The organism is Pseudomonas shirazica (genome assembly GCF_015168335.1).
GTDB classification, from domain to species: domain Bacteria; phylum Pseudomonadota; class Gammaproteobacteria; order Pseudomonadales; family Pseudomonadaceae; genus Aquipseudomonas; species Aquipseudomonas asiatica.
The window spans coordinates 1,882,565-1,907,190 of record NZ_CP063456.1 but is presented as its reverse complement, the minus strand read 5'-3'; the positions used below and the strand labels follow the sequence as shown (position 1 = coordinate 1,907,190).

The window sequence follows — 24,626 nt, the reverse complement described above, 5'->3', positions numbered from 1 at the left end:
ATCGAATGCGAACCCTGCACACCCTACAAGGAATTTACATGCAAAGGCTCACCACCCGTAACGGCCTGGCCCTGTCCGCGATCGGCCTGGGCACCTGGCCAATGACCGGCAGCGAGTGCACCCAGGCCGTGCGCCAGGCGCTTGAATTGGGTTACCGGCACATAGACACTGCCACTGCCTATGACAACGAAGCCGCCGTCGGCCAGGCACTGCGCGAAAGCGATGTACCGCGCGAGCAGATTCACCTGACCACCAAGGTATGGTGGGATCGCCTGGCGCCCAAGGCCATGCGCCAGTCGCTGGAGGACAGCCTGCGCGCCCTGGGTACCGAGCAGGTCGACCTGTTCCACATCCACTGGCCCAGCCAGGACTGGGACCTGGCCCGCAGCATCGAAACCCTGGTGGCCCTGCGTGACGAGGGCAAGGCGCGCAGCATCGGCGTGGCCAACTTCCCGCTGGGGCTGCTGCGCCAGGTGGTGGAAACCCTGGGCGCGCCATTGTCGGCGATCCAGGTGGAATACCACGTGCTGCTCGGCCAGCAACCGCTGCTGGACTACGCCCGCCGCCACGACCTGCTGCTCACCGCCTACACCCCGCTGGCCCGTGGGCAGGCGGCGGCTCAGCCGGTGATCCAGGCGATCGCCCGCAAGCATGGCGTACTGCCCAGCCAGGTGGCGCTGAAGTGGTTGCTGGACCAGGACGGCGTGGCGGTGATCCCCAAGGCCGGCAGCCGCGAGAACCAGCTGGCCAACCTGGCGGCGTCGAACGTGCAACTGGATGACGAGGACCGCGCGGCGATCGCCGGGTTGCCGAAGGACCAGCGGGTGGTGAGCCCGCCGTTTGCGCCGGACTGGAACCTGTAGGAGCGGCCTTGTGTCGCGAAGGGGCGCGCAGCGGCCCCACATTTTCAGCTGCGCCGCTGATATCGCCGGGGCCGCTTTGCGGCCCTGTCGCGACACAAGGCCGCTCCTACAGGAGACCGCGGCAGGCCAACGGGCACTATGCCAGCGTCACGACCTGCTTCAACCGCTCGTTCGCCGGTGCCGGTCGCCCATACAGGTAACCCTGGAAGTGCGAGCAACCCTCCGCCACCAACCGGCGCATCTGCTCCTCCGACTCAACCCCCTCGGCCGTGGTCTTGATCATCAGGCTGTTGGACAGGTCGGTAATGGCGCGAATGATCGACATCGCCTCGCGGCTGTCGCACATGTCATGCACGAACGACTTGTCGATCTTGATCCGGTCGAACGGGAACGAACGCAGGTAACCCAGCGAGGAGTACCCGGTGCCGAAATCGTCCAGCGAAATGGACACGCCCAGGTCCTTCAGTGCACGCAGGGTACGCACGTTTTCCTCGCTGTTGCCCAGCAGCACCGACTCGGTGACCTCCAGTTCCAACCGCTGTGGCGGCAGGCCGGAGTCGGCCAGCGCCAGGGCCACGGTGTGCACCAGGTTGGCATTCTTGAACTGCACCGCCGACAGGTTGACCGACACCGTCTGCTCGCTGTCCCAGCTGGCCGCCTCCTGGCAGGCCAGGTTCAGCGCCCGGTTGCCCAGTTCGTGGATCAGCCCGGTTTCCTCGGCGATGGGGATGAAGTCCATGGGCATGACCATGCCACGGGTCGGGTGCTCCCAGCGCAGCAACGCCTCATAGCCGGTAACGCTGCTGGTCTGCTGGTCGACCACCGGCTGGTAGTGCAGCTGCAACTGGCCCAGGTGCAGCGCAGTGCGCAGGTCGGTTTCCACCAGGCGGCGCTGGCGGGCGGCGACGTCCAGTTCGACGCTGAAGCACTCGTAGCGGTTGCGACCGTTGCGCTTGGCCTCGTACAGCGCCATGTCGGCGTAGCCCAGCAGTTGCTCGGCCTGGTCGCTGTCTTCCGGCGCAATGGCAATGCCGATGCTCACCCCCACCGTGAACTGGTGCCCCTCGATCTGGAACGGTGGGCAGATCGCGTTGATCAGGCGCTGCGCAGTGTTGCATGCGGCCTCCCGGCCTTCCAGGCCGGTCAGCACCACCGCAAACTCGTCGCCGCCCAGGCGGGCCAGGGTGTCGTGCTCGCGCAGTTCGCGGCGCAGGCGCTTGCCCAGCGCGCGCAGCAGCTTGTCGCCAAAGGCGTGGCCCAGCGAATCGTTGATGTTCTTGAAGTTGTCCAGGTCCAGGCACAGTGCAGCGGTCAGCTTGGCGTGCTCGCTGTCACGCACCAGGGCCTGGCGCAGGCGTTCGTTGAACAGGGTGCGGTTGGGCAGCCCGGTCAACGCATCGTGGTGCGCCATGTGGTGGATCTGCGCGTGGGCGGCCAGCTCTTCGGTGGCATCTTCGGCAACGAACAACACATAGTCGGCCTGGCCTTCACGGTTCTGGCTGAGCAAGGTGCGGCTGCGCAGGGTGCGCGGGCCACAGGCCGTGTCGACCCGGGTTTCGGCAGCATGCCCCTTGGTGCTGCGGGCGCCACGGGCCAGTTGCTGTTCCAGGTAACCGGCAACGCCCGGTGCCAGGCACTCGCCGGGCAACTGCCCGATCATGCTGCGCTGCGGCCCGCCGAACAGGCGTTCGGCCTGCTGGTTGGCCAGCAGGATGCGCTGGCTCTCCAGGTCCTGGACAATGACGCTGGCGGGGATGTTGGCAATCACCGAATCAAGGAACTGCGACAGCTTGGCCATTTCCTGGCTGTACTGCTCGGCCAGCTCCTTGGCCTGCAGCAGTTCCAGCTCTTGCCGGTGACGCTCGGAAATGTCGCGGGTTACCTTGGCAAAACCCACCAGTTGCCCGGCATCGTCGTACACCGCGTCGATCACCACATGGGCATGGAAGACCGTGCCGTCCTTGCGCAGGCGCGAACCGATCTCTTCGAAGCGCCCGGTGCTGCGGGCCTGCTCAAGGTTCAGCGCCGGCAGCCCGGCGGCGCGCTCGGCATCGGTGTAGAACAACGAGTAGTGCTTGCCGACGATTTCCTCGGCCAGGTAGCCCTTGGCGCGCTGGGCGCCGGGGTTCCAGTTGGCGACGATACCTTCGGGGGTGAGCAGGTAGAAGGCATAGTCCACCACGCTCTGGATCAACAGCCGGTACATGATGTCGGGGCTTGCGACTAGCGACATGAACTTTACCTGGGCCTTCGAAAGGCATGAAAAGGATTGGTGGCATTATGCCTTCGACGACGACTTTGTGAAGTAGCTCACAAAAAGCCACGATCCCTTCAATTAGCGAACGAAGGCTGGCAACCCCCTCAATGGCGGGCGCCCGTGACCAGAAAATTGAGCAAGCCCGGTTCGTCATCCAGGGCTATGGGCTGCGCCGGGCGCGACAGCTCGGCCAGCACGGCATTGCAGAAGGCCACGGCAGGCATGTCCTGTGCGTAACAGCGCATCAGCCAGTCGCCCTCGCCGCCCAGCAGTTGCAATGCCACCGCCCGGCCGATGCCCTGTCGGCGGTACTTTTTCAGGATGAACAGGTCAGCCAGTTCGAACGCGTCGATGCCCGGCAGCTCGCTGCGTTCGACCAGCACGAAACCGGCGATGAAACCGTCTGCCAGCACCAGGTACGCGCCCCAGCCATCGGCCCCCCAGTAACGTTGCAGGTGCTCGTCATGGATATAGAAGCGGCCGTCCACTTCGACGTCTTCCTGCTCCCAGTCCGAGGACTCGTAGGCGTAGAACTGATAGAGGTTGCGAATCAGCGGGGCCTGGTCGGCAGTGGTTGCCAACAGTTCGATGGGCAGCATGGTGAGGGGCTCGGGTAAAAAGGCGGATTCTAGATCAACCGCCCCTGGCAGCAAAAAGCCCAGGCCCTCCCCGCACGGAAAGGCCCAGGCAAAAACCAGTCATCGATTGATAGGGCTCAACTGTTTTGCAACGCGCGCGGGCGGTGGCTGCGTGCCTCGGCGTCTGGCGCCTTGGCCGCCTGTAGATGGAAGTCGAACGCCAGCTCGGCAAAGCGCTCACCCTCTACGCCGCGAGCACGCGCTGCCGCAGCATCCTCGACAAAGCGCAGCTCGCCGACCAGCCCGTCACGGGTGGCATAGGCAAAGTCATCCCACAAGTACTTGTCGCCGGCCAGGTTTATCTGCGTGGTCAGGTGCCGGTGCCCGGGCGCAGAGATGAAGAAGTGCACATGCGCCGGGCGCTGGCCGTGACGGCCGAGCAGGTCCAGGCATTCCTGGGTTGGTCCCTGCGGATCGCAACCGTACCCCGACGGCACGATGGAACCAGGCGTGCAGTGTCCTGCAGCACACGCAGGATGATCTGCTTGAAGCGTGGGTTGCCTTCGGCATGGCCCAGGCCGGCCACTTCCTTGAAGAACGCCTGAACATCGGCAGTATGGGAAATTTTCACGGTCATCGTGCTTGCCTCATCTTGTTCTTGTCAGGTAGACAGGTGCGACTCAGCGGTCGTCGCTGTGAATCGACGAGGGGTGCCGGCACAGGCCGTCGACTTCGATGTCCATGTACGGGAACAGCGGCAGCTGCATCAGGGTGTCGTGCAGCGCCTCGACGCTGGGTACATCGAACACGCTGTAGTTGGCGTAGTGCCCGGCAATGCGCCACAGGTGGCGCCAGGTGCCTTCGCGCTGCAGACGCTGGGCCAGTTCCTTTTCGTCGGCCTTGAGCCGGGCGGCCTTGGCCGGGTCCATGTCGACCGGCAGTTTCACGGTCATCTTCACGTGGAACAGCATGCTGGTTTCTCCTTTCTCTGATTTGGCGCGAACACTGTGGGAGCGGGTTTACCCGCGAACACGGGCGAAGCGCGCCAGGCGCTGTTCGTCCAGGGTCAGGCCCAGGCCTGGGGTGCGTGGAATGTGCAGCTGGAAGTCGCGGTATTGCGGCGGCTCGTTGACGATTTCTTCGGTCAGCAGCAGCGGCCCGAACAGCTCGGTGCCCCAGGTGAGCTGGCGCAGGGTCAGGAAGGCATGAGCCGAAGCCAGGGTGCCGATCGAGCCTTCGAGCATGGTCCCGCCATACAAGGCGATGCCGGCAGCCTCGGCGATTTGCGCGGTACGCAGTACGGCACGCGGGCCGCCGTTCTTGGCTATTTTCAGGGCGAAGATGCTGGCCGCGCCGTCGGCAGCCAGGCTGAAGGCGTCCTCGACGCTTTCGATCGACTCGTCGGCCATGATCGGTGCCGGGCTGCGCTGGTTCAGGCGCACCTGGCCGCTGCGGTTGATACGCGAAATCGGTTGCTCGATCAGGTCGATGCCGTTTTCGCCAAGCACCTGGCAGGCACGGATGGCCTGGGATTCGTCCCAGTACTGGTTGACGTCGACCCGCACGCTGGCGCTGTCGCCCAGCTCGCGCTTGATCGCCACCACGTGCTTGAGGTCCTGGGCCAACGGGTTGGCGCCGATCTTCAGCTTGAACACCCGATGCCGACGAATCTCCAGCATGTGCTGGGCTTCGGCGATGTCGCGGGCGGTATCGCCGCTGGCCAAGGTCCAGGCCACTTCCAGGCTGTCGCGCACGCGGCCACCCAGCAGTTCGCTGACCGGCAGGCCCAGGCGTTTGCCCTGGGCATCGAGCAAGGCGCTTTCGATACCCGACTTGGCGAAGGTATTGCCCTTGGCCAGCTTGTCCAGCTTGAGCATGGCGGCGTTGATGTTGTCAGCCGGCAAGCCAACCAGCGCCGGCGCCAGGTGCGCATCGATGTTGGCCTTGATGCCCTCCGGGCTTTCGTAGCCATAGGCCAGGCCGCCGATGGTGGTGGCCTCGCCGATGCCTTCCACGCCATCACTGCAGCGAACACGCAATACCACAAGGGTCTGCTGCTGCATGGTGTGCATCGCCAGCTTGTGCGGGCGAATGGTCGGCAGGTCGACGATAATTGCCTCGATACGTTCAATCAGCACGCTTGTCATTGTTGCCAGGTCCCGTTGTTTCGGGCTGCCAGCCGCAGGCCCGAGTGGTGCATTTACTTGCTTGTTCAAGGATTGCGCGAGACCCTGATAGCCGTCCAATATCGAATGAATCTCCCACCATACCCTGGAGGTCTGATGGAGCTGCGCCACTTGCGTTACTTCAAGGTCCTGGCCGAAACCCTGAACTTCACTCGCGCCGCCGAGCTGCTGCACATTGCCCAGCCGCCGCTGAGCCGGCAGATCAGCCAACTCGAGGACCAGCTCGGTACCTTGCTGGTAGTGCGCGAGCGCCCGCTGCGGCTGACGGAGGCGGGTCGCTTCTTCTACGAACAGAGCTGTACCGTGCTGCAGCAGCTGCAGAACATCAGCGACAACACCCGTCGCATCGGCCAGGGCCAGCGCCAGTGGCTGGGGATCGGCTTCGCCCCGTCGACCCTGTACAAGGTGCTGCCGGAGCTGATCCGCGAGCTGCGCCAGGACAGCGAGCTGGAACTGGGCCTCAACGAGATGACCACGCTGCAGCAGGTGGAGGCGCTGAAAAGCGGGCGCATCGACATCGCCTTCGGGCGCATTCGCATCGATGACCCGGCCATTCACCAGCAAGTGCTGTGCGAGGACCCGCTGGTGGCGGTATTGCCCAAGGGTCACCCGCTGGCGAGCAGCCCGCTTACACTTGCCCAGCTGGCTGGCGAGGCGTTCATCCTCTACCCGGCCAACCCGCGGCCCAGCTATGCCGACCATGTGCTGGCACTGTTCGCCCACCACGGCATGAGCATCCGCGTCAGCCAATGGGCCAACGAACTGCAGACCGCCATCGGTCTGGTGGCCGTCGGCGTAGGCGTGACCCTGGTGCCGGCGTCGGTGCAACAGCAGCACCGCACCGATATCGAATATGTAAGCCTGCACGACAACGGCGCCGTCAGCCCGATCATCCTCAGCCGACGCAAGGGCGATGTGAGCCCGATCGTGCAGCGCTGCCTGACATTGATTGCACAACAGGAAAAAACAGCATGATTCACGGCAAGACACTGCAAGCATGGTGCAGCTCCCACCCCCTGATCGACGACCTGGTGGCCCTGCGCGAAACCCGTTGGTTCAACCCGCACATTGCCCCTGCCGCCCAGGCCCTGGCCGACGTCGGTTTGAGCGCCGCCGATGTCAGTGCTGCCAGTGCCCGCCTGGCACGCTTTGCCCCCTACCTGGCCAGCGTGTTCCCGGATACCGCTGCCACCGGCGGCATCATCGAGTCGCCACTGCGCCCGCTGCCCAAACTGCACGCCACCTTGCTGCAGGCAGCTGGCCTGCCTGCCAGCGGCTCACTCTGGCTCAAGGCCGACAGCGAGCTGCCGATCTCTGGTTCGATCAAGGCCCGCGGCGGTATTCATGAAGTGCTCAAGCATGCCGAAGACCTGGCCCTGGAGGCCGGCCTGATCAGCCTCGACAGCGATTACCGGGAACTGGCCAGCGACCAGGCCCGGCAATTCTTCAGCCAGTACAAGGTTGCGGTCGGCTCGACCGGCAACCTCGGCCTGTCGATCGGCATCATGAGCGCCAGGCTTGGCTTCCAGGCCACCGTGCACATGTCGGCCGATGCCCGCCAGTGGAAGAAGGACAAGCTGCGCGCCCATGGCGTGAACGTGGTCGAGTACGAAAGCGACTACAGCGTGGCGGTGGAGCAAGGGCGCCAGCAGGCGGCGGCGGACCCGGGCTGCTACTTCGTCGACGACGAGAACTCGCCACACCTGTTCCTCGGCTATGCAGTGGCGGCCGAGCGGCTGGCCGCCCAGTTCGAAGCAGCGGGCATCAAGGTAGATGCCGAGCACCCCTTGTTCGTCTACCTGCCCTGTGGGGTCGGCGGTGGCCCCGGTGGCGTGGCGTTCGGCCTGAAACTGATCTGGGGCGACCATGTGCACTGCATCTTCGCCGAGCCCACCCACTCACCGTGCATGTTCCTGGGGGTGTATAGCGGTTTGCATGACGCCACCAGCGTGCAGGATTTCGGCATCGACAACCTGACCGCCGCCGACGGCCTGGCGGTGGGCCGCCCTTCCGGCTTTGTCGGCAAGGCGATGCAGCGTTTGCTCGATGGCTATTACACAGTCAGCGACGAGGCGCTGTACCGGCTGTTGGTATTGGCCCATGACCAGGAGAATGCGCGGCTGGAGCCTTCGGCGCTGGCGGGGATGCCGGGCATGGTCAGGGTGCTTGAAGCGCCTGAGTACCTGGCGCGCATGGGCCTGTCGGCCGGGCGCATGCAAAGGGCCACGCATTTGGTCTGGGGGACCGGTGGCAGCATGGTGCCGGAGGCGGAGTTTGCGGCCTATCTGGCCAAAGGGAGGGGCTGAGGATTATTGGGGGGGGGCAGCGCTGTACCTGTGGGAGCGGGTTTACCCGCGAACACCGGCGAAGCCGGTGCCCTGCACCGCGTCGCTTCCTTCGCGGGTGAACCCGCTCCCACAGGGACCCCGCCAGCTTTCAGATATTGAGCAAGGCAGTTGCTCCTTTGCTGCTAGATCGCAAGGCGATCACCGCGCAGCCAGTCGATAAACCGCGCAAACAACTCCGACTGCGAGTTGATCTCCAGCTTCAGGTACAGGTTCTTGCGGTGCATGCGCACGGTTTCCGGCGAGATGCCCAGCTCCAGCGCGGTGGACTTCACCGAATGCCCACGCAAGATCATGTGCGCCACCTCCCGCTCACGGTCGGTCAGCACCTGGCAGCCGAAACTGTCGAACGCCGCCTGCAGGCTACCACGCTCCGCCGAAGCGGGGCCGGGCTCCAGATGGTGCCGGGCGTAGCGCCCCAGCAGTTCACGTACCATCGGCTCCAGCGCACGCAGCAGGTCGATCTGCCCCGTACTCAGCCGCGTACCGCTGCAACCCTGGAACAGGCTCAGTGACAATTTGCGCCCAGCGCTGAGGTCGGCGATGTAGTAGCTGTCTTCACTGCAACCGGTACCCAGGTAATAGGCCTTGTAGTAGTCGCTGTCGAAGAAATTGTCCGGGGCGATTTCCTGCAGATGGTAGAAGCCCTCGGCCAGGCCGCTCTGCACGGCCAGGCAGAACGGGTCGAGCAGGTAGCCGGCAGTGAAGTAGCGCTCCAGCACGGCGGCGCGGTGCAGGTCGGGGATGCCTTGCTGGTACAGCAATTGCGGTGCCCGCCCCTGGCACTCGAGGCTGATCATCATCGATTCCACCTGCACCAACTGGCCGATGGCGGCCGCCACATGCGCCAGCGCCTCGGGCGTTTCGCTGTGGGCCAGTGCGCGCTGCAGCGCCGCATGCCATTGCTGCAGCGCGCCCAGTGAAAGGGTAAGCGGGGTGTCGGGAGAGGCCTGGGTCATGCCCGGCAGTCTAGCCTGCCAGGCACGCCCGCGCACAGCCCTTTGCGCCAGGTTCATCGGCCGTGGTACAGGCCAAGCGCCGTGAGTTCGCGCGCGGTTTCGATGATGCACTGGCGCAGGGTTTCGACAATCTCGTCCACTTGCGCATGGGTAATGATCAACGGCGGCGACATCACGTTCAGGTGCATGATCGGCCGCACCAGCAGCCCTTTGGCCTGGGCCTTGCTGTGGATGCGTTCGCCGATGTTCACCTCGTCGGCGAACAGGGCCTTGCTGGCCTTGTCGGCAACGAACTCGACACAGGCCATCAGCTTCATGCAGCGCACATCCCCCACCAGCGGCAGCTCGCGCAGGCTTTGCAGGCGCTGTTCCAGGTAGCCGCCAACGTCCTTGACGTGCTCCAGCAAATGCTCGCGCTCGATGATCTCGATGTTCTTCAGCGCCGCAGTGCAGCACACCGGGTGGCCGCTGTAGGTGAAGCCGTGGGTGAAGCAGCGGCCCTTGCCCGGCTCGGCGATCACCTGCCAGATGCGCTCGGAGAAGATGCACGCCCCCAGCGGCAGGTAGGCCGAGGTCAGACCCTTGGCGGTAGTGATGATGTCGGGGGTTACGCCGAACAGTTCCTCGCTGGCGAAGAAGGTGCCCAGGCGCCCGAACGAGGTCACCACTTCGTCGGCGACGAACAGGATGTCGTAGGTCTGGCACAGCTGCCACATGCGCTGGAAGTAGCCCGTGGGCGGAATGATCACCCCGCCCGAGCCCATGATCGGCTCGGCGAAGAACGCCGCCACGTTGTCGGCCCCCAGCGAAAGGATCTTGTCCTCGAACTCGGCCACCAGGAAGTCGAGGAACTCGGCCTCGTCCATGTCGTGCGGGGCGCGGTACGGGTTGGGGTTGGACACATGGTGGATCAGGTCGTGGTGATAATCGAACTCCGGCACCCGGTCAGCGGCCTTGTTGCCGAGCGACATGGTCAGCGTGGTGGAGCCGTGGTAGGCGTTGTAGCGGGCGATGATGTGCTTCTTGTGCGGCTTGCCACGGCAGTTCTGGTAGTACTGGATCAGCCGGTAGGCAGTGTCGACCGCGGTCGAGCCGCCAGTGGTGAGGAACACATGGTTCAGGTCACCCGGCGCCAGCTGCGCAAGCTTCTGGCACAGCTCGATGGCCACGCCGTTGGCCATGTCGGAGAACGGGTTGGAATAGGCCAGCTGGCGTACCTGGTCGGCGATGGCCAGGGCCATTTCCTCGCGGCCCAGGCCAATGTTGGTGCACCACATGCCGCCGACTGCATCGAGGAAGCGGTTGCCGTGGGTATCGCGGATGTAGGCGCCCTCGCCGGCAACGATGTTCAGCGCGCCTTGCTCGCGGTGCTCGTCGAACACGTGGTAGCCGTGCATGTAGTGGGCCTTGTCGGCTTCCACCAGCGGGTCGTGGGCAATGGCGAATGCTTTGCTTGGGGTGGCCATGGGCAGCTCCTTGGCAGTGATCGTTGGGCAGTGTTCAGAAACCGGTCTTGACCGTGCTCCAGACCCGGGTGATGGCGCGCATGTCCTTCGGGCTCTGGGTTTTCTGCGCGAACAGGCGCTCGCGGGTTTGCGCGTCGGGGTAGATGGCCGGGTCCTGGCGGATCTCGTCGCGCACCAGCGCCGTGGCGGCGGCGTTGCTGTTGGCGTAGTGGATGTAGTCGGTGACCTTGGCCATGGTCTGCGGCTGCAGCAGGAACTCGATGAAGCGGTGGGCGTTGGCCGCGTGCGGCGCATCCTTGGGGATGTACAGGTTGTCGAACCAGATCAGCGAGCCTTCCTGGGGGATGAAGAACGACAGCTTGATGTCCTTCTTCGCTTCCACCGCGCGGGCCTGGGCGGTGGCGTAGTCGCCGGACCAGGTCAGGGCCAGGCAGACATCGCCGTTGGGCAGGCTGGTGAGGTAATTGACCGAGTCGAACTTGCGAATGTACGGGCGAATGCCCAGCAGCAGTTGTTCGGCCGCCTTGAGGTCGGCCGGTGATGCGCTGCGTGGGTCCTTGCCCAGGTACTGCAGGGCCAGCGGGATGACTTCGGTCGGCGCGTCCATCAGGGTGACGCCACAGTCGGCAAAGCGCGAGACGATCCTGGGGTCGAACAGCATGGCCAGCGAGCCGATGGGGGCATCGGGCATGCGCGCGGTGATCTTGTCGACGTTGTAGGTCACCCCCGAGCTGCCCCAGGTATAGGGCGCCGAGTATTTCAGGCCGGGGTCGTAGCCTTGCAGGTTGTTCACCACCTGCTGGTCGAGGTTGTGCCAACTGGGCAGTTGCCGCTTGTCCAGCGCCTGGAACACCCCGGCGCTGATCAGCGGGGGGACCAGGGAAGCGTTGAGCATGACCAGGTCGTAGCCGGAGCGGCCGGTGAGCAGTTTGGTCTGCACCGTTTCGTAGCCGTCGAAGGTGTCGTAGATGACCTTGATGCCGGTGGCCTTCTCGAAATCGGCCAGGGTGGTTTCGCCGATATAGTCGGTCCAGTTGTACAACCGCAACGTGTTACCGCTGTCCACCTCTGCCGCCTGGGCCAGGCTGGCGCCAGACGCCAGCAGCAGACCGCCAATCACCTTCAGTACCTTGCGCATGGCAACTCCATCGTGTGAGTGCTCGGGATCGAGCCGACGGGGGCACTATCGAGGGATTTGCCGAAGGGGGACATACCCCGAATGTGTGGGTGGTCGCTTTTTTTGCCGGTGAATTTTGTATGAAGGCCACAGGCCCAATCGCCGGCAAGCCAGCTCCCACAGGTCCTCCACAGTCCTGAAGCCCTGTGATTTCCCTGTGGGAGATTGCCCAGCCCTTTGGGCTGCGCTTTCGCGCAGAGAACCAATATCGCTCGTCTGACGCGTCCTTTGTAGGAGCAGCCTTGTGCTGCGAAGAGGCCGGTACAGCCAATAGACAGGCTTTGTCAGCCCCGGCCTCTTCGCAGCACAAGGCTGCTCCTACAGAACCTCGCCGAACCAATGAGTCATGTGTTGTTCTATGAGAGCTGGCTTGCCGGCGATTGGGCCAGAACAGTCAATCACGCCAGCGGGTAAAGCGCCTCATCAAACTGTTCCAGGCGCGGGAACACCAGTGGCTGGTCGTCCGAGAGCTGCTCCAGACGCTGCCGGTACTGCTGCAAGAACGCCTGCCGCGCCTCGTCACTGATGTACGGCACATGCCAGGCCACGAACGGCGGCAACACCTCGAACCCCACGTAGGCCAGGGTGCCGCGCAAGATCGGCCGCAGCATGTCTTCCAGCGGCCCATGAATCGCCCCGTCGCCAAACATGTGCTCACGCCCGCCCAGGGTCACGGTCACCAGCGCTTTCTTGCCCGCCAAACCGCCCTGGTCGTAGAAGCGCTTGCCGCCATAGCACACCCCCGACACCAGCACCCGGTCGATCCAGCCCTTGAGCATGGCCGGCGCCGAGAACCAGAAGATCGGGAAGTTCAGCACCAGCAAGTCGGCCCACAGCAGCTTGTCCAGCTCCTGCCGGATATCCGCGGCAATGGCACCACGCTTGACCCCCTGGCGCTGCTCCAGGGCATACACCAGGTACTCGGGGTTCTCGCGCTGGCTGAAGTCATCGGCGCTGGCCACCGGGTTCCAGCCCATGGCGTACAGGTCGCTGACCTGCACCTGGTGGCCCTGGGCACGGAAGGTTTCCACGGCCTGGTCACGCAGGGCAGCAGTGAACGATTGCGGCTCGGGGTGAGCGTGGACGATCAGTACATTCACAAACATTCTCCTCACACAAAACAGGTTGTCTTCCAGCTGTGGCTCAGCACTGCACCGCTTTCACCTCGACGAACTCCGCCAGGCCCTCCTCACCCCACTCACGCCCGTTGCCCGACTGCTTGTAGCCACCGAACGGTGCCTGGTAGTTGAACCCGCCACCGTTGATGAAGCACTGCCCGGCGCGTATCTGCCGCGCCAGGGCCAGGCCGTGCTCGCGGCTGCCGGCCCATACCGCGCTGGACAGGCCGAACGGCGAATCGTTGGCCAGGGCCAGCGCCTGGGCCTCGTCGGCATAGGGGATCAGGCACAGCACCGGGCCGAAGATTTCCTCCTGGGCGATGCGCATGCGGTTGTCGACATCGGCGAACAAGGTCGGCGCCACGTAGAAGCCGCGCTCGAAGCCGGCTGGCGTATCACCGCCGCACAGCAGGCGCGCGCCCTCTTCCTGGCCCAGGCGAATGTAGTCGAGCACGGTGCGCCGCTGGCCTGCCGAACACATCGGCCCGAGGAAGCTGGCCGGGTCACGCGGATCGCCCATGACCAGCGCACGGGTCTCGGCCTCGGCAATCTCCAGCGCCTCGGCGTAGCGGCTGGCCGGCAGCAGCATGCGGGTCAGGGCCGTGCAGGTCTGCCCCGAGTTGATCATCACGTCCTGCACGCCATGGCGCACCGCCGCGTGCAGGTCGGCGTCGGCGGTGATCAGCAGCGGCGACTTGCCGCCCAGCTCCAGGCACACCCGCTTCACCGTCGGCGCGGCCGCCTGGGCCACGCGCACCCCGGCGCCGGTGGAGCCGGTGAACGACACCATGTCCACCTGCGGGTGCCGGGCCAGGGCCTCGCCAACCTTGGCCCCCGGCCCGCTGACCAGGTTGAACACCCCGGCCGGCAGGCCGATGACCTCGATCATCTCGGCCAGCAGGAACGCATGCAGCGGTGTTTCCTGGCTGGGCTTGACCACCACCGTGCAGCCGGCGGCCAGGGCCGGCGCCAGCTTGCCGATCATCTGGTGCAGCGGGTAGTTCCACGGGTTGATGAACGCGCACACGCCAACGGCTTCGCGGTACACCAGCGAGTTGCCGACTTCGCGCACCTCATCCATCAGCCCGGCCAGTTCGGCGTACTGCTCCAGCCCGGCAATCGGGCCCTCCACCTGTACCGCCTGGCACCACTGCACCGGCATGCCCAACTCGTCGGTGATGACCGAGGCCATTTCCGCCGCGCGGCTTTTCAGCTGTGCAGCCAGCGCCGTTATATAGCCGGCACGTACGCTGGACGGCGTGCGCGACCAGCCATCGAAGGCCCGCCGCGCGGCCATGACCGCCCGTTCGACATCGGCCTCGGCGCCCAGCGGCACCCGGCCGATGGCCTGTTCGGTGGCCGGGTCGATCACCTCGGCCATGCCCTGCCCGCTCGGTACCTGCCAGGCGCCGTCGATGTACAGCCGCGCATACTCACGCATGGCCGTAGTCCCGTTTCAGTTCGTCGGCACAGTAGGCGATGCGTCGGCAGGCATCGATCAGCGCCGCATTGCCCAGCACCAGGCCCAGGCGGATATGCCCGGCAGCGCTGGGGCCGAACGCTTCGCCGGCAAGCACCGACACGCCCTGGCTGTCCAACAGGTAGTCGGCAAAGGTCTGGGCAGATACGCCGGTCTCGCGGATATCGACCATCACGAACATACCGCCATCGGGCTTGAGCACCTTGATGCCCGGGCAGTCGGCCAACTGCTCGCACACCAGGTCGCGACGCTGGCGATAGGCTTCGCGCATGACATCCAGTTCCGGCAGCTGCTGCTCCAGTGCCACCACGGCGGCGTCCTGGATGAAGTCCGGCGAACCGTACAGCATGCACAGGGCGAGGTTTTCCAGATGGGTGGCAAGTTCGGTCGAACCGACCACCCAGCCCACCCGCCAACCGGTCATGGCATGCGACTTCGACAGGCTGTTGAGGGTGGCGGTGCGCTCGGCCATGCCCGGCAGGCTGCCTGGGCTGACATGCTCGCCGTCGTACAACAGCTCGCTATACACCTCGTCAGAGATCAACCACAGATCGTGGGCGATGCACAGCTCGGCCAGCGCCTCCCAGGTGGCGCGCGGCAGGCTCGCCCCCGAGGGGTTGTGCGGGCTGTTCAGGGCCAGGGCGCGGGTGCGCGGGGTGATGCGCGCGGCCACGTCACGCGGGCACACGCGAAAGCCGTTCTCCGGCTTGACCGGCACCGGTACCACCTTGGCGCCACAAGCCCCGAACACCGCCTCGTAGGTCACGTACATGGGCTCGGCGACAATTACCTCGTCACCCGGGTCGAGCACGCACTGGGCCACGCAGTACAGCGCGCACTGGGCCCCCGCCAGCACCGTCACCTGGTCGGCATCGACGGCCTGGCCGCTGCGCTGGCGGTGGCGGTTGGCGATGGCCTGGCGCAGCGCCAGCTTGCCGCGCACATCGGCGTAATGGGTGTGGCCCGAACGCAGGCTGTCGATGGCCGCCTCGACGATCGGCGCGGGGGTGTCGAAGTCCGGGTCACCCACCGAGAGCAGCAGGATATCCCTACCCTCGGCCTGCAGCGCCAGGGCGCGATAGTGGATGTCCCAGGCCGCAGCCCCGTCGCCGGCGATGTGTTGAGTGAGCTTGGCGTAGCGCATGGCAATCTCCCTTCATTGGCAGTTCAGTCGACGAGAATCTTCGGGTTGGAACTGCCCCATACGGTGTACAGGTCGGCGAGCAACGCGCCGTTGATTTCTTCTATCTCGGCCTGGGTGATCTCCCCCCCGGCCTGTTTGCCGAACAGCACCACTTCGTTGCCCCCCTTCACATCGGGGAAGTCGGTGACATCGACCATCAAGGTGTTCATCGACACCTTGCCCACCACTGGCACTCGGTGGCCGTTGATCAGCACATGGCCCTTGTTGGTGAACACCCGGCGGTAGCCATCGGAGTAACCCACGGTGATGTTGGCCAGGCGCGAATCACGCGCCAGGGTGAAGGTGCGGTCGTAGCCGACGGTGTTGCCTGCCGGGTAGCTGTGCACCGCCGCCACGTGCGACTTGAACTGCATGACACGTTGGTATTCGGTGCGCGTCGGCACGGTGTCGCCGAACAGCGCGCCACCGGTACGCACCATGTCCAGGTGCGCTTCCGGCACTTCCAGCGTAGCGAAGGAGTTGGCGGCATGCAGGGTGAGCTTGCTGCGATCAAGCTTCGCGTGCTTGATCAGCCAGTCGGTCTGTTCGTTGAACGCTGCCAGGCCTTTGCGCACATCGTCCTTGTCTTCCACGGCGAAGTGAGTCATCAGCGCGACCAGCTGGAGGTGCTTCTGGTCAGTGATCTGCAGCGCTTCACCCCGGCCGGACCAGGTGGTCATTTCCACGCCGTTGCGGCTCATGCCACTGGAATTGAGCGCCATGTGAATGCGCAGGGTCTTGCCGTGGCGTTCGGCGATGGCATCGAGCTGGCGGGCGAACTCGGCGCTGCCAACCAGCTCTTCCATGTCGTACTGCAAGGCATCTTCCACTTCGCCGAGGCTGGCCAGGCGTACCCGCACCAGTTGCCCGGTGAAGCCGCTGGCGCGGACCACGCGGGCCTCCTCGTTGCTGGCTACCGCCACGCAAGGCACGCCCTGGGCGATGATCGACGGCATGACCAGGCCGATACCGTGGCCATAGGCGTCGGCCTTGAGCACGGCGCACAGCTTGGACTTGCCGCCCAGCTCGGCCTGCAAGGTACGGATGTTGTGTTGCAGTGCGCCGGCACTGATTTCGACCCAGGCGTTGCTGTTCTGCGCGGTCAGGGCGGCGGTGCCGTTGTCCATCGACAGGGGCGGTGCGGCGTACAGCGGGGCCTGGCCGGTGATCAGCAGAGCGAGGGATGCAGCCAGGAGGGTACGGCTGAATTGCATGGTGATTTCTCTTGTTGTTCGTGGTGTCTGCCGCTTAGCAGACGCAGGTGTGTTTGAGTTCGATAAAGGTGACGCCGGGGTTGGCGAAACCGCTGGCCAGATCGGCCTGCAACGCGTCCAGGTCACGCGGCTGGCGCACCGCGCAACCGAAGGCGCGGGCCAGGCCGACGAAGTCCGGGTTGCGTGGCAGTACGCCGACCGGCTCGATGTCCAGGCCGAGCATGTCGTCGCGGATCTGGCCAAGGGCGTCATTGTTCCATAACAACACGACCAGTGGCCGGTCCAGTTCTTCGACTGCCGTGGCCAGTTCCTGGGCGGTGTAGAGGAAGCCGCCGTCGCCCACCAGCACCAGGCCTGGCCGGTGGTCGCTGGCGAACATGCCGCCGATGCCGGCCGGCAGGCCATAGCCGAGGGTGCCGTAGCCGGTGGGGTGCAGCCAGCTGCGCGGCGCCCGGCTGGCGAAGGCGTAGTTGCCGGTATAGGCCAGTTGGGTCATGTCGCTGCTGACGAAGGCATCGTCGGGCAGCACGGCGGCAATGCGGTCGAGGATTGCCTGGTGCACGGCCTGCAGCGGAGCATGCCCGCTGCGAATGGCCTGGCGCAGGTTGGCCACGGCTTCGCTGGACTGGGCCGGGTCACGGTCCAGCGCTGGCAGGTGCTCGAGCAGGCCGGCCAGGGTTTGCCGGGCATCACCGTGCAGGGCGATGGCACAGGGGTAGAAGTCGTTGAACTTGCGCGGGTCGATGTCCACGCGCAGCAGCTCGCCACTGATCGGCAGACGCTCGCGCCAGAAGTCGGTGTCGGCCATTTCGGTACCCACTGCCAGCACCACGTCGGCCTGGCTGATCAGCTGCCAGCCGGGCTCGACGCACAGGCTGGCGCCGGCATTCAGTGGTGCGTCCGCTGGCAGCAGGCCCTTGCCGGCCACGCTGGTGAACAATGGCGCTGCCAGTCGGGTGCTCAGCTGCTGCAACTGCTCGGCCGCGTGCAGTGCCCCACCGCCGGCAATGATCATCGGCCGCTTGGCGGCGACCAGCTTCACGGCGGCCTGGTCAAGGATGTCGCGGCAAGGCTGGCCGCGCCCGGGGCGGCGCACCACCTCATTGCTCCAGTCACGGCTGACCGGCGCGGCCAGTACGTCCAGCGGCACCGAGATGTGCACCGGGCGCGGCCGTTCGCTGTCGAACACAGCCCATGCGCGGGCAATCAGCTCGGGCAGGTCGTCGCCGCGCAGGGCCACGGCGGAGAACGCGGTAATCGGCGCGGTCATGGCGCGCTGGTCCTGGGTTTCGTGCAGGCAGCCCCAGCCCTTGCCCAGGCTGGCAGTATGGTTGACGCTGGAAATCACCAGCATCGGGATGGAGTCGGCATAGGCCTGGCCGATAGCGGTGGCGGCATTGGTCACGCCCGGGCCGGTGATGACGAAGCACACCCCCGGTTTGCCGCTTACCCGTGCATAGCCGTCGGCCATGAAGCCGGCGCCCTGCTCGTGGCGGGTCAGCACATGGCGGATGCCGCTGCCCGGCAGACCGCGGTACAGCTCCAGGGTGTGCACGCCGGGGATGCCGAAAACCGTCTCCACGCCGTAGTTGGCCAGCAGGCGCACCAACGCCTGGCCGGCGGTCGGGGTGTGCTTATTCATGTCGTTCTCCTTGCGCCTGGCCGAGGCGGATCAGCGCGTCGACCGCGGTGGTGCCGTGGGCACCGACCATCAATGGGTTCACATCCAGCTCCAGCAGTTGCCCGGCGTTCTCGCAGGCGTAGTCGGCCACCGCGCGGATAGCCGCAACCAGTGCGTCGAGGGCGGCGGCCGGGCGGCCACGGAAGCCTTGCAGCAGGCTGGCACTGCGCAGGCCGAGCAGCGCGCTGCGGATGGCATCGTCGGTGGTCGGCAGCAACAGGCTGACACTGTCCTTGAGCAGCTCGACCAGCACGCCACCGGCACCGATCACCAGAGCCAGGGCGAAGTCATGCTCGCGCTTGATGCCAACGATCAGTTCGGCCAGCGGCGGCTCGGCCATCGGTTCGAGCAGCACCTGGTCGAATGCTACCTGCGGGGCGTAGGCGGCGATGCGCTGGCGCATCTGCACCAGCGCAACCTCGAGGGCGGCGGCATCGCGCAGGTTCAGCGCCACTGCACCGGCCTCGGTCTTGTGCGGCAGTTGCGCGCTGACCGCCTTCAATACCAACGGGTAGCCGACGCGGGCGGCATCTGCCACGGCGCGCTCGGGTGTGCTCAGCACCCCTGCCGGTACCGGCAGGCCGAAGGCACGCAGGGCTTGCTTGGATTGCCATTCGTCCAGCAGCAGGCCCTCGCCCGCGATGGCCTGCGGGCACAGCGGCACCCGCGTGGCCTCACCCTGTTCCAGCAGCCGCTGGCGGTTGCGCTGGTAGGCGACGATGCGCCCCCAGGCTGCCAGGCCATCCTCCACGCCCTGCAGGGCGGCGATGCCACGCGCGTGCAAACGCTCGCGCGCGCAGGCGGGCAACAGCTCCGGGAATGCCGAGGTGACGAAGCCGATCTTGCCGTGGCGTTCCAGTGCATCGCAGTACAGTGCAAGCAGCAGGTCGCATTCCTTGCGTTCGCCGGTGAACGCCGCCGGGTAGTCCAGCACCAGCATGGCCGCGTCGGCTGCGCCGCTCAGGGTGCTGTCGAGCATGCGTTGCAGGGCCGCTGCATCACCCCAGATGGCCGTGGTGAAGTCCAGCGGGTTGACCAGGTTGGCATAGGCCGGCAGCACCTCGGCCAACTGCGTCACCTGCCCTTGTGCGAGCTTCGGCAGGACCAGCTGGTTGCGCTCGGCATAGTCGGCGATCAAGCCGGCATCGCCACCCGAGCAGGCCAGGGCGATCAGCTCGCCATTCACCGGCAGGCGCCCACAGGCGGCGGCCTTGAGGGTTTCAACGAAGCTCACCGGGCCACTGACGCGGATCACGCCCAGGCGCTGGAACAGGCTGTCGTACAAGGCATCGGAGCCGGACAGCGAGCTGGTGTGGCTGAGCGCCAGTTCGGCGCCAATCTGCGACACGCCGGTCTTCAGCGCAATGATCGGCGTGCCCTGTTGCAATGCCTTGCAGGCAGCACGGGCGAAGCCCGGCACGTTCTTCAGGCCTTCCAGGTGCAGGCCGATGGCGGTTACCCGTGGGTCGTCGAGCAGTACGTCCATCAGCTCGGCCACGCCCAGTTGCGCCTGGTTGCCGACCGAGGCCATGTAGGCCACCGGCAGCGAGCGGTCGCTCATCGACAGGTTGTAGGCGAAGTTGCCGCTCTGGGTGAGGATCGCCACGCCCTTCTCCACCTGCTGGCCACCATAGGCCACCGGCCACAGGGCAGCGCCGTGCAGGTAGTCGAGCAGGCCGTAGCAGTTGGGGCCGAGCAAGGCCATGTTGCCGGCGGCGGCGAGCAGGCGCTGCTGCAGCTGGCGGCCCTCTTCGCCGCTTTCGGCAAAGCCCGAGGCATAGCAGATGGCGCCACCGGCACCGCGTGCGGCCAGCTCGGCAACGCACTGCAGGGTCAGTTCGCGGTTGGTGGCGATGAACACCGCGTCCGGGGCATGGGGCAAGTCGGCCACACGCGCCACACAGGGGATACCTTCGAGGCTGTCATGCTGCGGGTTGACCAGCCACAGCTCGCCGCCAAAGCCACCTTCGGCGCAGCGCTTGAGCGCCCGCGCCATGCTGCGCCCGCCGACGAAGGCCAGGTGCCGGGGGGCCAGCAGGCGCTTGAGGTTGTCACGAATCGAATGCGACATGGGTGTTCTCCTCGCGCTCAGCGCAGCAGCGGGCGCAGCAGTTCGCGGGCGATGATGTGCCGCTGGATTTCCGAGGTACCTTCCCAGATGCGCTCGATGCGTGCGTTGCGCCAGATGCGCTCGACCGGCCCTTCATCCATCAGGCCCATGCCACCGAAGATCTGCACGGCTTCGTCGGCAACCTTGCCCAGCACCTCGCTGGCGAACAGCTTGGCCATGCCGGCCTCGCCGTCGGTCATGCTGCCCTGGTCCATCTTCCAGGCGGTGTGCAGGGTGAGCATTTCCGCAGCGCGAATCTGCGTGGCCATGTCGGCGAGCTTGAACGACACGCCCTGGTAGCTGCCGATGGCCTGGCCGAACTGCTTGCGGTCGGCGGCCCATTGCAGCGACAGGTCGAGGGCTCGTTGGGCCTGGCCCACGCAGTTGGCGGCGACCATCACCCGGCCGGCGGTGAGCCAGGCGTTGGCCACCTCCCAGCCCTTGCCGACCTCGCCCAGCACCTTGCTGGCCGGCACCCGGCAGTCGTCGAAGAACAGCTCGTAGGTGTGGTAGCCACGGTTGCTCACGCACTTGGGGCCACGGCGGATGGTCATGCCCGGCGTGCCCCGGTCGACCAGGAAGGCCGTTACCGCGTTGCGCTTGCGCCCATTGTGCTCGTAGGTGTCGGTGACGGCGAAGACGATGGCGAAATCGGCGTGGCCGGCATGGCTGATGAAGTGCTTGCTGCCGTTGATGACGAAGTCGTCACCCTGGCGCACGGCACGGGTCTTGATGGCGTTGGCATCGGAGCCGGCGCCCGGCTCGGTGAGGGCAAAGCAGTCGATCTTCTCGCCCTGCACGCAGGGCAACAGGTAGTCGTTGATCTGCTCGTCCTTGCAGGCCATGAGGATTTTCGATGGCCGCGCGACGAACACGTGCAGGGCCCAGGACACCTTGGACAGTTCGCGCTCGATAAGCGCCTGGGACAGATAGTCCAGGCCACCGCCGCCGACCTCCTCGGGCATGTTGAAGGCATAGAACCCGGCGGCGATGGCCTTGCCGCGGATCTGCGCAGCCAGCTCGGGCGATACGGCATCGGCACGGTCCACTGCCTCCTCATGGGGCAGCAGCTCCTTGGCGACAAAACTGCGTACCGCTTCCACCAACATTTCTTGTTCTTGGGTCAGTTGGAAATTCATCTGCGAAGGTCCTGGTGAGGGTCGGTTATCGGGTTACTGGCCGGTAAAACGGGGTGCGCGGCGCTCCACCGAGGCTTGCAGTGCCTCGGCACCGTCCTGGCTACGGCCGCACAACAGGCCGGCCTGGCGCTCGGCCTCCAGCTGCTCGGCCAGGGTGCGCCGCGCGCCATCGCGGATCAGCCGCTTGGTCTGCGCGTAGGCGAAGGTAGGGCCGTTGGCCAGGCGCCCGGCCAGCTCGGCGGCCACGGCGGGCAGTTGCTCGTCGGCACAGACTTCGCTGACCAGCCCGGCCGCCAGGGCACGTTCGGCACCCCACAGCTCATCGAGGAACAACAGGCGCTTGGCCTGCTCGCTGCCGATCAGCCGTGGCAGGTGCCAGCTGGCACCTGCGTCGGGGCTGTAGCCCATGCTGGTGTAGCCGGCCTTGAAGCGCGCCGATGCCGCGGCGATGCGCAAGTCGCAGCACAGGCTGAGGTCCATGCCACCGCCCACGGCGGTGCCGTTGATGGCAGCGATGGTGGGCTTGTCGAGGCTGTGCAGGCGCAACATCAGGGCGTGGGCGGTTTCGGTCCAGCCGTAGCTTTCCAGGGTGCCCTGGGCTTCGGCCGCGGCCCATTCGGCCAGGTCGGCACCGGCGCAGAAGCTGCGGCCGCTGCCGGTCAGCACCACCACGCGCACGGCCGGGTCGCTGTTGCAGGTTTCCAGCAGGGCGTGCAGTTGCTTGAGGGTGGGGATGTCCAGCGCGTTGCGCTGCTCGGGGCGGTTGAGGGTGATCCAGGCAACGCCGGCTTCGACCTTGCTCAACAGTGACGACGACGGGGTGGTCATGGGGGGCCTCGGTGTTGTTGTGATGGTTTGAGAGGGCTTGATGAGGGAGATACTAAACGAGTGTTCAACAAGGCGGGATGGGCTGTTACAACTTCGCACAACTCGGTTTTTGCTGTTACGCGGTTTTCTTTTGGCATTGCATTTTCGTTGCCTGGGAGATCGAGCGCCGCCCGCGCGGCGCTTCGCGGGTATACGCCTTGACACTTTCTGCGCCTGTGAGATCGAGCGCCGCCCGCGCGGCGCTTCGCGGGACAAGCCCGCTCCCACATTTGTTGCAACGTGGCCATGCCTGTGGGAGAGGCGTTGTCCGCCTTGGTGTATTGTTTGAGGCCGGTGAGGTGGCGGTAGCGCCAGCCGGAAAACCGCGTCAAGGCAACAAGGCTGACAACCATGGCCTGTCAGGTTCGGCACGTTGCAACAAATGTGTGAGCGGGCTTGTCCCGCGAAGCGCCGCGCGGGCGGCGCTCGATCTCACAGGCAATAAAAATGCTTCGACGAACACTTACAACCAACGACCCACGGCATCAAACCCCTGGCACGCTCGGCTCGAAGGCCCCCTGCCGACGGCGGTTGACGAAGAAGTACGCCGCGTAGCACAGGGCAATGAAGCCAAAGCCCCAGTACAACGACGGCCGCTGGGTTTCATCCAGCGCCAGGAACACGAACAGCGAGCTGCACAGGGTGATGCACAGCAGCGGCACCAGCGGGTACAGCGGCGCCTTGTACTTCAGGTCCTGCAGTTGCCCACCATCTCGCAGGTAGGCCTTGCGGAAGCGGTATTGCGCCAGGGCGATGACGATCCAGGTCACGGTGCCGGACATGCCACTCACCGCCATCAACACCATGAACAGGGTGTCGGCGGCAATGAAACTGGTCATCAGCGAGATCAGCGCAAAGCACAGGGTGATGCTCAGCGCCCGCAACGGCACGCCACGCTTGCTCAGCGGCGACAGGCTTTTCGGCGCCATGCCGCTCTTCGACATGGCCCAGAGGATGCGCGTGGAAGCATAAAGCCCGGAGTTGCCCACCGAGAGGATGGCGGTGAGGATGACGAAGTTCATCAGGTCGGCGGCAAAGGGAATACCCACCATGTCGAACACCTGCACGAACGGGCTTTCCATCAGCCCGGCCTGCTCGAACGGCACGATGGCCGAGAGCACGGCAATCGCCAGCACGTAGAAGATCAGCACGCGGAACACCACGTTGCGCACGGCCCGCGGGATGCTCTTTTCCGGGTGCTCGGTCTCGCCGGCTGCCACCCCCATGATTTCACAGCCCTGGAAGGCATAGACCACGGTCATCATCACCGCGAACACCGCCGACAGGCCATGGGGGAACAGCGACTCGCCCACCAGGTTGTCCAGCATCGGTGCCGGCGCCCCGCTGCTCAGCGGGATGGCGCCGAAGATCACCAGCAGGCCGATGATGATGAAGCCGAGGATGGTCGCCACCTTGATCCCCGAGAACCAGTACTCCGCCTCGCCGAAGGCACGGGTGGCCAGGGCGTTGAGGCCGAACAGCACGACCACGAACAGCGCCGACCAATACCAGATCGGCACCTCCGGGAACCAGCGGGTCATCAGCATGCCGGCGGCGGTGAACTCCAGGCCCACGGTGGTGGCCCAGCTCATCCAGTACACCCAGCCGATCATGAAGCCGGTGGCCGGGCCGATGAACTTGGTGGCGTGGGCCTGGAACGAACCGGACACCGGCATCTGCACCGACAGCTCGCCCAGGCAGACCATCACCAGGTACATCAGCAAACCCGCGACCAGGTAGGCCAGGATCGCGCCTATCGGGCCACCCTGGTTGATGGTTACGCCCGAGCCCATGAACAGCCCGGTGCCGATCACCCCGCCCAGCGACAGCATGAAGATGTGCCGGCTTTTCAGCGCGCGGGTGAGCTGGATCTTTTCGCGGTTGTCAGTCATGGCGCACCTCGCCTTTGCGGCCGGTGCCAGGCCGCCCGGGGGTGCCGCGCGGTGTGTTGGGAAGGAGGGGCTGAGCGCTACGGCATGTCATTATTCTTGTCTCCAATAAGC

19 protein-coding genes and 1 pseudogene are annotated in these 24,626 nt (G+C 65.6%); 3 read left to right on the top strand and 17 right to left on the bottom strand.

Features of this window, described 5'->3' with window-relative positions:
* Positions 1 to 38 precede the first annotated feature (38 nt).
* Positions 39 to 863: an aldo/keto reductase gene (locus IMX18_RS08815; protein ID WP_015270754.1), complete on the top strand. Its 825-nt coding sequence runs from the start codon at positions 39 to 41 to the stop codon at positions 861 to 863.
* Between the two features lie 136 nt (positions 864 to 999).
* On the opposite strand, the gene IMX18_RS08810 is transcribed toward IMX18_RS08815, so the two are convergent.
* The 5 genes and pseudogenes from IMX18_RS08810 to IMX18_RS08790 all read right to left on the bottom strand — a co-directional run bounded on the left by IMX18_RS08810 (position 1,000) and on the right by IMX18_RS08790 (position 5,845).
* Positions 1,000 to 3,096: a putative bifunctional diguanylate cyclase/phosphodiesterase gene (locus IMX18_RS08810; RefSeq protein ID WP_043935690.1), complete on the bottom strand. Its 2,097-nt coding sequence runs from the start codon at positions 3,094 to 3,096 to the stop codon at positions 1,000 to 1,002.
* Positions 3,097 to 3,224: 128 nt separating this feature from the next.
* The gene (locus tag IMX18_RS08805) at positions 3,225 to 3,719 is read right to left on the bottom strand and encodes a GNAT family N-acetyltransferase (protein ID WP_015270756.1); all 495 of its coding nucleotides are present in this window, start codon (positions 3,717 to 3,719) and stop codon (positions 3,225 to 3,227) included.
* A gap of 116 nt (positions 3,720 to 3,835) precedes the next feature.
* Positions 3,836 to 4,204: pseudogene (locus IMX18_RS08800) on the bottom strand (dioxygenase family protein); the annotation flags it as partial.
* A 174-nt stretch (positions 4,205 to 4,378) separates the two neighbouring features.
* Positions 4,379 to 4,669 (bottom strand): muconolactone Delta-isomerase, encoded by a 291-nt coding sequence (gene catC, locus IMX18_RS08795; RefSeq protein WP_013973066.1) that lies wholly within the window; start codon positions 4,667 to 4,669, stop codon positions 4,379 to 4,381.
* 48 nt (positions 4,670 to 4,717) lie between these two features.
* On the bottom strand, positions 4,718 to 5,845 hold the full coding sequence (locus IMX18_RS08790) for a muconate cycloisomerase family protein (RefSeq protein WP_015270757.1): 1,128 nt from the start codon (positions 5,843 to 5,845) through the stop codon (positions 4,718 to 4,720).
* A gap of 135 nt (positions 5,846 to 5,980) precedes the next feature.
* Between IMX18_RS08790 and catR the strand changes: the two genes are divergently transcribed.
* The gene (catR, locus tag IMX18_RS08785; RefSeq protein ID WP_015270758.1) at positions 5,981 to 6,859 is read left to right on the top strand and encodes an HTH-type transcriptional regulator CatR; all 879 of its coding nucleotides are present in this window, start codon (positions 5,981 to 5,983) and stop codon (positions 6,857 to 6,859) included.
* Positions 6,856 to 8,190 carry a D-serine ammonia-lyase gene (locus tag IMX18_RS08780; RefSeq protein WP_100413450.1) on the top strand — a complete coding sequence of 445 codons (1,335 nt, stop codon included), beginning with the start codon at positions 6,856 to 6,858 and terminating at the stop codon, positions 8,188 to 8,190. The genes catR and IMX18_RS08780 overlap by 4 nt, the downstream gene beginning before the upstream one ends.
* Before the next feature lie 164 nt (positions 8,191 to 8,354).
* Here the strand turns inward: IMX18_RS08780 and IMX18_RS08775 are convergent, their stop codons facing one another.
* The 12 genes from IMX18_RS08775 to IMX18_RS08720 all read right to left on the bottom strand — a co-directional run bounded on the left by IMX18_RS08775 (position 8,355) and on the right by IMX18_RS08720 (position 24,515).
* Positions 8,355 to 9,188, bottom strand: coding sequence for a helix-turn-helix transcriptional regulator (locus tag IMX18_RS08775; protein WP_015270760.1), 834 nt, complete (start codon positions 9,186 to 9,188; stop codon positions 8,355 to 8,357).
* Between the two features lie 53 nt (positions 9,189 to 9,241).
* Positions 9,242 to 10,654, bottom strand: a complete 1,413-nt coding sequence (locus tag IMX18_RS08770; RefSeq protein ID WP_217190147.1) for an aminotransferase — start codon at positions 10,652 to 10,654, stop codon at positions 9,242 to 9,244.
* Positions 10,655 to 10,688: 34 nt separating this feature from the next.
* The gene (locus tag IMX18_RS08765) at positions 10,689 to 11,792 is read right to left on the bottom strand and encodes a polyamine ABC transporter substrate-binding protein (protein WP_015270762.1); all 1,104 of its coding nucleotides are present in this window, start codon (positions 11,790 to 11,792) and stop codon (positions 10,689 to 10,691) included.
* Between the two features lie 437 nt (positions 11,793 to 12,229).
* Entirely contained in the window at positions 12,230 to 12,931 is a 702-nt protein-coding gene (locus tag IMX18_RS08760; RefSeq protein WP_015270763.1) for an NAD(P)H-dependent oxidoreductase, read from the bottom strand.
* 43 nt (positions 12,932 to 12,974) lie between these two features.
* Entirely contained in the window at positions 12,975 to 14,390 is a 1,416-nt protein-coding gene (locus tag IMX18_RS08755; protein ID WP_217190148.1) for an aldehyde dehydrogenase family protein, read from the bottom strand.
* Positions 14,383 to 15,573: a pyridoxal phosphate-dependent aminotransferase gene (locus tag IMX18_RS08750; protein ID WP_013973075.1), complete on the bottom strand. Its 1,191-nt coding sequence runs from the start codon at positions 15,571 to 15,573 to the stop codon at positions 14,383 to 14,385. The genes IMX18_RS08755 and IMX18_RS08750 overlap by 8 nt, the downstream gene beginning before the upstream one ends.
* A gap of 23 nt (positions 15,574 to 15,596) precedes the next feature.
* A complete protein-coding gene (gene alr, locus IMX18_RS08745) occupies positions 15,597 to 16,826 on the bottom strand; it encodes an alanine racemase (RefSeq protein ID WP_039613894.1) in 1,230 nt (409 codons plus the stop codon).
* Positions 16,827 to 16,860: 34 nt separating this feature from the next.
* Positions 16,861 to 18,468, bottom strand: coding sequence for a 5-guanidino-2-oxopentanoate decarboxylase (locus tag IMX18_RS08740; RefSeq protein WP_217190149.1), 1,608 nt, complete (start codon positions 18,466 to 18,468; stop codon positions 16,861 to 16,863).
* Entirely contained in the window at positions 18,461 to 20,578 is a 2,118-nt protein-coding gene (locus IMX18_RS08735) for an acetate--CoA ligase family protein (RefSeq protein ID WP_217190150.1), read from the bottom strand. Before IMX18_RS08735 ends, IMX18_RS08740 begins: the two co-directional genes overlap by 8 nt.
* 17 nt (positions 20,579 to 20,595) lie before the next feature.
* Positions 20,596 to 21,756, bottom strand: coding sequence for an acyl-CoA dehydrogenase family protein (locus IMX18_RS08730; RefSeq protein ID WP_015270769.1), 1,161 nt, complete (start codon positions 21,754 to 21,756; stop codon positions 20,596 to 20,598).
* Positions 21,757 to 21,789: 33 nt separating this feature from the next.
* Positions 21,790 to 22,584 (bottom strand): enoyl-CoA hydratase/isomerase family protein, encoded by a 795-nt coding sequence (locus tag IMX18_RS08725; protein ID WP_015270770.1) that lies wholly within the window; start codon positions 22,582 to 22,584, stop codon positions 21,790 to 21,792.
* Positions 22,585 to 23,108: 524 nt separating this feature from the next.
* A complete protein-coding gene (locus IMX18_RS08720; RefSeq protein ID WP_013973081.1) occupies positions 23,109 to 24,515 on the bottom strand; it encodes an amino acid permease in 1,407 nt (468 codons plus the stop codon).
* Positions 24,516 to 24,626 lie beyond the last annotated feature (111 nt).